The organism is Microbacterium sp. (genome assembly GCF_032084865.1).
GTDB lineage: Bacteria > Actinomycetota > Actinomycetes > Actinomycetales > Microbacteriaceae > Microbacterium.
Map to the genome: position 1 here is coordinate 1 of NZ_DAMDLU010000112.1, position 9407 is coordinate 9407.

At 68.8% G+C, this 9407-nt stretch carries 8 protein-coding genes; 5 read left to right on the forward strand and 3 right to left on the reverse strand.

What is annotated here, in order from left to right:
* The 3 genes from RT309_RS11280 to RT309_RS11290 form a co-directional block, all read right to left on the reverse strand.
* Positions 1–181 (reverse strand): LacI family DNA-binding transcriptional regulator (locus RT309_RS11280; RefSeq protein WP_313357100.1); only part of this gene is annotated, 181 nt, incomplete at its 3' end.
* Positions 182–287: 106 nt separating this feature from the next.
* Positions 288–1961 (reverse strand): glycoside hydrolase family 13 protein, encoded by a 1674-nt coding sequence (locus RT309_RS11285; protein ID WP_313357102.1) that lies wholly within the window; start codon positions 1959–1961, stop codon positions 288–290.
* Positions 1962–2008: 47 nt separating this feature from the next.
* Positions 2009–2944 (reverse strand): 2-hydroxyacid dehydrogenase, encoded by a 936-nt coding sequence (locus tag RT309_RS11290; protein WP_313357104.1) that lies wholly within the window; start codon positions 2942–2944, stop codon positions 2009–2011.
* A 135-nt stretch (positions 2945–3079) separates the two neighbouring features.
* On the opposite strand from RT309_RS11290, the gene RT309_RS11295 reads away from it, so the two are divergent.
* The 5 genes from RT309_RS11295 (at position 3080) to RT309_RS11315 (ending at position 9362) form a co-directional block, all read left to right on the forward strand.
* Positions 3080–4393, forward strand: coding sequence for a sugar ABC transporter substrate-binding protein (locus RT309_RS11295; RefSeq protein WP_313357106.1), 1314 nt, complete (start codon positions 3080–3082; stop codon positions 4391–4393).
* Positions 4394–4395: 2 nt separating this feature from the next.
* Entirely contained in the window at positions 4396–5358 is a 963-nt protein-coding gene (locus RT309_RS11300; RefSeq protein WP_313357107.1) for a sugar ABC transporter permease, read from the forward strand.
* Positions 5359–5366: 8 nt separating this feature from the next.
* Positions 5367–6296 carry a carbohydrate ABC transporter permease gene (locus tag RT309_RS11305; protein ID WP_313357109.1) on the forward strand — a complete coding sequence of 310 codons (930 nt, stop codon included), beginning with the start codon at positions 5367–5369 and terminating at the stop codon, positions 6294–6296.
* A complete protein-coding gene (locus RT309_RS11310; protein WP_313357111.1) occupies positions 6293–7963 on the forward strand; it encodes an MGH1-like glycoside hydrolase domain-containing protein in 1671 nt (556 codons plus the stop codon). The genes RT309_RS11305 and RT309_RS11310 overlap by 4 nt, the downstream gene beginning before the upstream one ends.
* Before the next feature lie 85 nt (positions 7964–8048).
* Positions 8049–9362 (forward strand): extracellular solute-binding protein, encoded by a 1314-nt coding sequence (locus RT309_RS11315; protein ID WP_313357113.1) that lies wholly within the window; start codon positions 8049–8051, stop codon positions 9360–9362.
* Positions 9363–9407: the final 45 nt, after the last annotated feature.

A 9407-nucleotide genomic window follows, 5' to 3' on the forward strand; every position in this document is an offset into this window, starting at 1 on the left:
TCCGGGTGCGTCCGGATGCCAGGCTCGACGCACGCGACGACACGACGTAGCCGAGCGAGTCCGCTGCCGCGCGCACGCGCTCGCGCGCGCCGTCCGACACGTGCCCGCGCCCGCTGAGCGCCCGCGACACGGTCGCGGTGGACACCCCCGCGAGCCGCGCGACCTCGTCGATGCTCACCACGACGTCACCCCTCCTGCCTGCGGGTTCGAGAAACCACATCCTGCATGACACACGCCGCGGGGCGTGGTTTCTCACTCAGGATGTTGTTTCTCACGGGTCGGCCCGCTCAGGCGCGTGTGAACCAGGCGGCGGTGTTCGGGGGCAGGGCGGTGCCGGCGAACGGCTCGCTCTGCACGACGAAGGTCACGTCGTCGCCGAGCTCGATCGGGGCGTCGCCGAGGTTCGCGACCACGTGCAGCTCGCCGCGGTGGAAGGCCACCGCCGAGTCGTCCACGTCGTCCCAGATGAGCGACCCGCTGCCGAGGCCCCGCGCGGCGCGCTCGCTGAGCAGCGTCTTGTACAGGTTCAGCGTCGAGTCGGGATCGCCCTCCTCCGCGTCACGGGCGAAGGTCGCCCACTCGGCCGGCTGCGGCAGCCACGAGGCGCCGGTGTCGTTGAACCCGAACGCGGGGCCCTCGGCCGTCCACGGCAGCGGCACGCGGCAGCCGTCACGGCCATAGCGCTCGCCGTTCGTGCGGAACCAGGTCGGATCCTGGCGGAACTCGTCGGGGATCTCCATCGCTTCGGGAAGCCCCAGCTCCTCGCCCTGGTAGACGTAGGCCGAACCGGGCAGGGCGAGCATGAGCGTGCTCGCCGCGCGTCCGCGGGAGAGACCGATCACCGGGTCGGGCTTGCCCTCGGAGTTCGGCCCGATGCCGTCGCCCTGCGGGCTGTCGGCGGTCAACGCGAGGCGCGAGGCGTGCCGGATCACGTCGTGGTTCGAGAGCACCCAGGTGCCCGGGGCACCGACCTTGCCGAACTCCTCGAGGGATTCGCGGATGACGAGGCGCAGCTCCTGGGCATCCCACGGCGTCATAAGGTAGGGGAAGTTGAAGGTCTGGTGCATCTCGTCGGGGCGCACCCAGAGTGCCGTCTTCTTCAGCGTCGGCAGCCATGCCTCGCCGCACAGGGCGCGGTCGCCGTCGTACTCGGCGAGCACCTTGTTCCAGTCGCGGTAGATGTCGTGCACTTCGTCCTGACCCCAGTACGGCACGTTCTCCTCGCCGCCGCCCATCGAATCGGCGTCGGCGACGGGAGCGTAGTCGGGCAGACCCGCCTCCTTCATCATCCCGTGCGCCACGTCGACGCGGAATCCGTCGACGCCGCGGTCGAGCCAGAAGCGCAGGATGCTGCGGAACTCGTCGCGCACCTCGTCGTTGGTCCAGTCGAAGTCAGGCTGCGATGCGTCGAAGATGTGCAGGTACCACTGGCCGGGCGAGCCGTCCGCCTCGACCACGCGCTGCCACATGCCGCCGCCGAACACGCTCTCCCAGTTGTTCGGAGGCAGCTCGCCGTTCTCGCCGCGGCCGTCGCGGAAGACGTAGCGGGCACGCTCGGGGCTGCCGGGAGCCGCCTTCAGCGCCTCCTGGAACCAGACGTGCTGGTCGGAGGAGTGGTTGGGGACGAGATCGACGATCACCCGGATGCCGCGGGCGTGCGCCTCGTTCAGCATCACGTCGAAGTCGTCGAGCGTGCCGAACAGCGGGTCAACGTCGCGGTAGTCAGCGACGTCGTAGCCGGCGTCCTTCTGCGGGCTGGTCATGAACGGGCTCAGCCAGATGGCGTCGATGCCCAGGCTCTTCAGATCGTCGAGCCGGCTGGTGACGCCGGACAGGTCGCCGATGCCGTCGCCGGACGCGTCCGAGAACGAGCGGGGATAGATCTGGTAGATGACGGCGGTGCGCCACCATTCCGAACCGGGGGCCGCCATCTGCTCACGCTGCTGTTCACGCTGTGCCATGAGACCAGGCTACTGCAAGCGTTTACAGCACGTTCCCGGATGGGTGTTCAGGATGCCGGGATGACGACGTTCAGCGGCGGCTCGCCGGCCAGCATCCGGTCGATCTGGCGCCGGAGCAGTCGCACCATGCGCGGGTTCATCGCGGTCGACGCGCCCCCGCCGTGCGGGGTGATGAGCAGGTTCGGCGCCGACCACAGCGGGTGCCCGGCCGGCAGCGGCTCGTCTTCGAAGACGTCGGATGCGGCGCGGATCGCGCCGGCGCTCAGTGCGTCGACCAGGGCGCCGGTGTCGATCAGCGGCCCGCGGCCGACGTTCACCAGCAGGGCGCCCTCCGCCATGCGCGCGATGCGCGCGGCGTCGAAGAGGTGATGGGTCTCATCAGTGGACGGCAGGCTCAGCACCACGATCTCGGCGTCAGGCAGCAGCGCGTCGAGCTCGTCCATGCTGTGCACGGTGATCTCGCCGACCCCCTCGACGTGCTCGGTGCGCGCGGTGCGAGCCACGGCCGTCAGCTCGACCTCGAACGGGGCCAGGCGCCGCGCGATCGCCGTGCCGACGCCGCCGTACCCGACCAGCAGCACGCGCCGGTCGGCGAGGCTCTCGGCGAACACCGGCGCCCACTCGCCGCGCTCCTGCGCTCGCACGAAGCGCGGCAGCTGCCGCTGCGCGGCAATCATCATGCCCACCGCGAGCTCGGCGGTCGAGGCCTCGTGCACGCTCGCGGCATTGGCGAACCGGATGCCGGACGGCAGCGCCTCGGCGACGCCGTCGTAGCCGATCGACTGGCCCTGCACGAGCCCCACCTCGAGCCCGTCCAGCGCCGCGAGCACGCGGTCGCCGTCCATGTACGGCGGCACGACGATGTCGATGCGCGCAGCCGGTGCGGGGGAGCGCAGATCCCAGATGCGCAGCTCGACCCCGTCGGGCAGGGCGCCGAGGTTCTCGGCGAGGCGGTCGGTGGGCACGGTGACGAGAAGGCTCACGGCTCGACCCTAGCCGGAGCGCGGTATCGGAATGGTCACAGAGCATTGACACCGCGTGTGTTCTGTATACAGAATACTAAAGATCGACTCTCCTGCCGGGGTACCGGCTCTTCCAACGATGAAAGAGGTGGCGGCATGTCCCGCTCCAAGTACCGGAAGCTTCTCGCCGGCATCGCCGTCGGCGCACTGACCATGGGCCTCGCGGCCTGCAGCGGCGGCGGCGGTCGCGGCGGCGGCGTCGACGCGGACGGGAACTCGACCGTCATCTGGTCGACCTGGGGCACGGCCGACGAGCTGACCCGCTTCGAGGAGTTCAACAAGGACTTCATGAAGCGTCACCCCGACATCAAGGTCAAGCTGCAGCCCGTGGCCGCATACGGCGACTACCACTCGAAGCTGCTCGCGCAGCTGACCAGCAACACCGCTCCCGACGTGTTCTACGTGGGTGACGACATGATCGGGCAGTTCGTCGACTCCGGCCGTCTGATGCCTCTAAAGGATCTGATGGACTCGAAGGACAGCAAGACCAAGCACGACGACTTCTTCCCCGGCCTGTTCGGCGCGGCCGAGAAGGACGACGAGGTCTTCGCGGCCCCGAACGACTCGAACCCCGACGTGCTCTGGTACGACAAGGAGGCGCTGAAGGCCGCCGGCGTCACCGAGGACCCGGCCACGCTCGCCGAGAACGGGCAGTGGACGACCGACAAGTACCTCGAGATGAACGCGAAGCTGCACGACGCGAACCTGACCGGCTCGATGTTCTGGAACTACTGGGCGACCCACTGGAGCTGGCTGTCGTCGCAGGGCATCGACGCGCCGTACGACGACGCCGGCGCTTTCGTGGCGAACAAGGACGCCGACACCGTCGCGGCGATGCAGCAGCTCGGCGATCTGTTCCAGGACGGCACCTTCGTCGTCGCCGACACCCTGCCCGACGGCGCGGGCGCCGACAGCGTCTTCGTCACTCACAAGGCGGGCTTCTTCGTGCAGGGCCGCTACACCATCGGCACCCTCACCTCGGCCGGTGTACAGGACTCGTACGACATCGTGCGCTGGCCCACCCCCGACGGCGAGCCCGCTCCCACCGGTGTCGCCGCCTCGTACCTCGCCATCAACGGCAAGACCAAGGTGAAGGATGCGGCGTTCACCTTCTGGACCGAGTTCCTGAGCGCGGAGGGGCAGGTCTTCCGCCTGCAGGGCGGCGGCAACGCCGTGCCGTCGATCAAGGGCGCCGACGAGGTCGTGCTCGAAGACGGCTACCCCGCTCACGCCCAGACCTTCCTAGACATGCGCGACGTCGGCTTCGAGGACTACGCCGCCGAGGCACGCGTCCCCGGCCTGCCCGTCGCCATCAGCGAGGAGTTCCAGAAGCTCTACGAGGGCAAGACCGACGCTCAGCAGAGCCTCGACACCGTCGCGAAGCTCGTCAAGGAACGGTCGAAGAAGTAGTCATGGCTCAGCTCACCGAGGCCGGACGGATGCCGCAGGTCACCCCTGCGGCATCCGCCCAGCCGCCGCGCAGAGAGGCGGCGTGGCGCCGCCGCGACCGACTCTGGGGCTACGTGTTCGTCGGCCCGCAGCTGATCGGCATGGGCCTGTTCGTCGTCCTGCCGTTCGCGGCGAGCCTCGTGCTCGCGTTCGCGGACTGGGACGGCCTCGGTGAGCTGACCTGGGTCGGCATCGACAACTTCGTCGACCAGCTGCAGGACCCGCTGCTGGGACGCTCGATCCTGAACACTCTGCTCATCGCGATCGTCACCGTGCCGATCGGGCTCGGTCTCGCGGTGGTCGTCGCCGTCGCGCTGGAGCGACTGAAGACGCGCGCCCTCTACCTCGTGCTCTTCTTCTCGCCCGTGGTCACCGCCACCGTCGCGATCGCCATGATCTGGCAGCAGATGTTCCGCGTCGACGGTGTGCTCTCCACGACCATCGCGAAGGTGTTCGGCGTCGACCCGCCGAACTGGCTGCAGGACCCGCGCCTCGCCCTGCTGGCCGTGTGCATCGTGACCATCTGGTCGTCGCTCGGCCTGAACGTCGTGATCTTCCTCGCCGGGCTGCAGAACATCTCTCCCTCGGTCATCGAGGCCGCCCGCATCGACGGCGCCGGAGCCGTGCGGCTGCTGCTCAGCATCCGCCTGCCGCTGCTCTCGCCGATCGTCTTCTTCTCGTCGGTGATCGCCTTCATCTCGTCGCTGCAGACGTTCGACATCGTCTACGTGCTCGTCTCGGGCGGCGGACCCGACAACGCGACCAGGACGATCGTCTACCACATCTACGATCTCGGCTTCGGCCGGTTCGAGTTCGGCCCGTCGAGCGCAGCGAGCATCATCCTGCTGGTGCTCACCCTGGTCATCACCGCGATCCAGTTCGGCGCCCAGAAGAAGTTCGTGCACTACGAGGACGATCCGGAATGAGCGGCACCATGACACCTCCGCTGACCGAGGGCCGCCAGAGCCCGGCCACCGACTCGACGGTCGCGATCGTCGCGCCGGGCACGAGACGCCGCAGGCCCGGCGGAGCGGTGAGCCGCCGAACCGGCCCGGTGCTGCTGCACGTCGTGCTGATCATCGCCGGCATCTCGATGGTCTTCCCGTTCATCTGGATGCTGCTGACCTCGCTGAAGACGCTGCCGCAGCTGCTGCAGAACCCGCTCGAGTTCCTGCCCAACCCCTGGACGGTCGACAACTACAGTGAGGCATGGAACGCGGTCCCCTTCGGACAGGCGTACCTGAACAGCCTCTACATCACCGTGCTCGTCGTCGCCGGCACGCTGGTCACCGCCTCGATGGCCGGCTACGCGTTCGCGCGGATCCGGTTCAAGGGCAGCAAGGTGCTGTTCATCGTGTTCCTCGCGACGCAGATGATCCCCGCGCAGGTGACGCTGATCCCCTTCTACCTGCTCATGTCGAACCTCGGCTGGGTCGACTCGCACCTCGCGCTGATCGTGCCGGGCATGATCGCCAACCCGTTCGCCGTGTTCCTCATGCGGCAGTTCGTGCTCTCGCTGCCGAAGGAGCTCGAGGAGGCGGCGCTGGTGGACGGCGCAGGCCGGCTGCGCACATTCTTCAGCATCGTGCTGCCCAACCTGCGGCCCGGTCTCGCTGCGCTCGCGATCATCACCGCGCTCGGCGTGTGGAACGCGTTCCTGTTCCCCCTCGTGCTGCTGAACTCGCCCGACCTGTTCACCGTCCCGCTGCTGCTCGCCTCGTTCCAGGGCCAGCACGGATCGGTCAACTACGGACTCGTGATGGCCGCCTCGGCGATCGCCACCGTCCCCATGCTGATCGTCTTCGTGATCGGGCAGCGCAAGATCCTCAACAGCATGGCCGCGTCGGGTCTGGGAGGACGATGATGACGGATGCCGTGGCGGCCGACGCCGCCGCGCTGTCGGCCCTCGCCGGGCAGCACCTCGACCTCGTCACCGCGCCGTTCACCCTGCCGCGCTCGCGTCTGCTGGTGTTCCGCACCGACGACGGCGAGGGCGTGCGGGTGCACACCTCGGAGTACGAGAAGCGGCTGGACGCGTGCCGAGTGCTGGATGCCGTGCGGGTGCGGGATGCCGCGGGCCGGGCGCTGCCCGTCTCAGACGTGCAGCCGCACCGCATCGAGTTCGGTGCGGGCGCGGATGCGCCGACGCTCACCTTCGACGGGCCGGGCGCGCTGAGCCTCGCGGGCGGCGACGGAACCCGGGTGACGCTCGTGCACGCCGACGGTCACGAGGAACAGCACGCGCTCTCGGCCACCGGCATCCGGATCAGCGTCGGCGCGGATCGCGCCGTCGAGATCGAGACGGGCGACCACGCCGGCGCGCTCGCCGAGTGCGAGCGGCAGTGGCTCGACTGGTTCGCGAGATGTCCGCTGGTGCGCGACGACCTGCAGCGGATGACCGCGTTCTGCTGGTGGGTGCTCGGCGCGAACATCGTCGAGCTGCCCTCGCTGGGCGATGCGCGCGCGGTGGTGCCGTCGAAGATCGGCTACGTCGGCCTATGGCAGTGGGATGCATACTTCATCGCCGTCGGTCTGCGCCACGGCGACCCGGAGCTCGCCCGTGAACAGCTCGACATCGCGTTCCGGTTCGCGGCCGACGACGGCCAGCTGCCGGATGTCGTGCACGAGAACGGCATCCTCGCCAGCAGCGACGACCTGCCCGAGAGCGACCGCGCGACTCTCCGCCGGGCGGGTTCGCGGATCGCCGACCCGTCGAAGCCGGTGCCGCTGACCAAGCCGCCGCTGGCGGGCTGGGCGCTGCGCAAGGTGCTCGAGGCGGAGGACGCCCCCGACTGGGCGCGCGTGCAGCTCGACCGGGTGATCCGCTCGCAGGACTGGTGGTTCGCCTCGTCCGACCTCGACGGCGACGGAATGCCCGAGTACGGGCACCCGTACTCGTCGGGCCTCGACGACAGTCCGATCTTCGACGGTCCGATCCCCACCGCGGCGCCCGACCTCGGCACCTACCTGGTCTGCCAGGACCGCGAGATCACCGATCTGCTCGGCCGGTACGTGCCGGATGCCCGGGTCGACCGGTTCGTCGAGCGCGCCGAGCGCACGCAGGCGCTGCTCGAGGCGATGTGGGATGCGGAGGCCGGACGCTTCCTCGCGCGCGGCGCGGGGGAGGACATCCGCTCCGACACCGTCGTCGGCCTCATGCCGCTGCGCACCGGCACGCTGCCGGAGGGCACCCGCGACGCCCTGTGCGCCGCGATCGACGACCCCGCCCGATACGCGCTCGAATGGGGGCTGCCGACCGTCGCCGCCTCGGACCAGGACTTCTCGGCCGAGCGCATGTGGCGCGGCCCGATCTGGATCAACACCAGCGCGCTCGTGGCCGAGGGCCTCGAGGCGTCGGGATTCCCCGAGCGTGCGCGCGAGCTGCGCGAGCAGACCGTGCGGCTCGTCGTGCACGGCGGCGGTCCGCACGAGTACTACAACCCGCACACCGGTCTGAAGGCGCAGACGGCGACGACCGCCTTCGGCTGGTCGGCGGCGCTGTTCATCGATCTCGCCGTCTCGCTCAGCTGAGGCAGTCGGTCGCGGATGCCATGGCGTCGCCCTTCGCCCCCGTGTACTGTATTCAATATTTAATAGACGTGACAAGGAGGTCATGATGAAGCGAAGCGTGATGCTGGCGGCTGCACTCACCGCCACGGCGGTCACTCTGACGGGATGCGCATTCGGAGGAGGAGCCCCGGCATCCGACGGCGCCGAGCTGAAGAAGGACGCCGCGGCATCGGGGAAGATCACCATCTGGTCGTGGGATGTCGCCGCGACCGCACTCGAACGCCTCGGTGCCGAATACGAGAAGAAGCACGACGGCGTGACGATCGATGTCGTCGACATCGGCTACGACAACGCCTACGACAAGATCTCGGTCGGCCTGCAGGCCGGCACCGGTCTGCCCGACATGATCACCCTCGAGACCGACCGCAACCAGAGCTACCTGAGTCAGTTCCCCAAAGGGTTCACCGACCTCAGCCCGGTGTTCGGCGACGCGAAGGACGACTTCGACCCGTTCAAGTGGGACACCGGAACAGACGCCGACGGCAAGCTGCGCATGGCGCCGTGGGACTCCGGCACCGTCGGCCTGTTCTACCGCACCGACTACTTCGACGCCGCCGGGGTCGACCCGGCATCCATCGTCACGTGGGACGACATGGTGACGGCGGGCGAGACGATCAAGGCCAAGACCGGCAAGACGCTGCTCACCGCCGATCTGTCCGACGGTGGGCCGTTCTTCATGCTGCAGCAGCAGCAGGGTCAGGGCCTCTTCGACGAGAACGGCGACATCACGGTGAACACCCCCGAGGCCGTGCAGACGCTGACCCTGCTGCAGAGCATGCAGCAGAAGGGACTGATCAAGAACGCCAAGGGCTGGGACGCCAGCGTCACCAGCGCGAAGGACGGCGACTCCGCCGTCACCCCCGAGGCGGTGTGGTGGATCGGCACGCTCGAGGGCGAGGCGCCCGAGCTCTCGGGAACGTACGCCGTGCGCGACCTTCCGGTCTTCTCGGAGGGGGGCGCGGCGACGTCGAACAACGGCGGGTCCGGGCTCGCGATCCCCACCCAGGCGAAGAACCCTCAGCTCGCGGCCGACTTCATGGCGTTCGTGCTCGCCGATGCCGACAACCAGTCGAGCATGATGCAGAAGGAGGGTCTGTTCCCGTCGTACCTGCCGGCGCTGAAATCCGACTACTTTCAGCAGCCCAGCGAGTACTTCGGCGGTGAGAAGGTCTTCCAGATCTTCGCTGAGCTGACCACGCAGATCCCTTCGATCACCTTCACCTCCGACCAGTCGGTGGCGACCGACGCCGTCTCGAACGCGGTGGCGGCAGCGGTGCTCAACGGCGAGGACCCCAAGAAGGTGCTCGACGACGCCGCGGCGCAGATCGCCAACTCGACAGGCCGGAAGATCGCGAACTGATGTCCGTCACCAGTCCCACCCGGGGTGTCGCCACGCGGCGCACCC

What these genes read in the sequence shown, in the direction of transcription:
- RT309_RS11285 (WP_313357102.1), bottom strand. Translation starts at nt 1,961, where the DNA reads ATGGCACAGCGTGAACAGCAGCGTGAGCAGATGGCGGCCCCCGGTTCG.
- RT309_RS11295 (WP_313357106.1), top strand. Translation starts at nt 3,080, where the DNA reads ATGTCCCGCTCCAAGTACCGGAAGCTTCTCGCCGGCATCGCCGTCGGC.
- RT309_RS11300 (WP_313357107.1), top strand. Translation starts at nt 4,396, where the DNA reads ATGGCTCAGCTCACCGAGGCCGGACGGATGCCGCAGGTCACCCCTGCG.
- RT309_RS11305 (WP_313357109.1), top strand. Translation starts at nt 5,367, where the DNA reads ATGACACCTCCGCTGACCGAGGGCCGCCAGAGCCCGGCCACCGACTCG.
- RT309_RS11310 (WP_313357111.1), top strand. Translation starts at nt 6,293, where the DNA reads ATGATGACGGATGCCGTGGCGGCCGACGCCGCCGCGCTGTCGGCCCTC.
- RT309_RS11315 (WP_313357113.1), top strand. Translation starts at nt 8,049, where the DNA reads ATGAAGCGAAGCGTGATGCTGGCGGCTGCACTCACCGCCACGGCGGTC.